Origin of the sequence: Pseudomonas sp. HY13-MNA-CIBAN-0226 (assembly GCF_040310305.1) — a bacterium.
Lineage (GTDB): Bacteria > Pseudomonadota > Gammaproteobacteria > Pseudomonadales > Pseudomonadaceae > Aquipseudomonas > Aquipseudomonas gregormendelii.
Genome location: NZ_JBEOPS010000362.1, coordinates 1 through 261 on the forward strand (window position 1 = coordinate 1; position 261 = coordinate 261).

Genomic DNA, 261 nt, shown 5'->3' on the forward strand with positions numbered 1-261 from the left:
GGTTAATAAGCCGCCGATTTCAGGACGTTTGTCAAAGACAACTGGTTTAACGCCATTTCTCACCAAGATATCTGCACAGCCCAAACCTGCAGGTCCTGCGCCAATGATAGCGACTTTTTTGTCCGTCCAAACCACGTCAGACATATCAGGTCGCCAGCCAAGCGCAAAGGCGGTATCGTTAATATACTTCTCAACATTACCAATAGTGACCGCGCCAAAGCCATCGTTCAGGGTACAAGCACCTTCACATAGGCGATCTTG

Annotated in this window: 1 protein-coding gene; it reads right to left on the bottom strand. The window is 48.7% G+C overall.

Going from position 1 to position 261, the window contains the following annotated elements; translation table 11 throughout:
* The coding region (locus AAEZ05_RS29115; protein ID WP_350650095.1) for an NAD(P)-binding protein at positions 1 to 261 on the bottom strand (261 nt) is incomplete at both ends.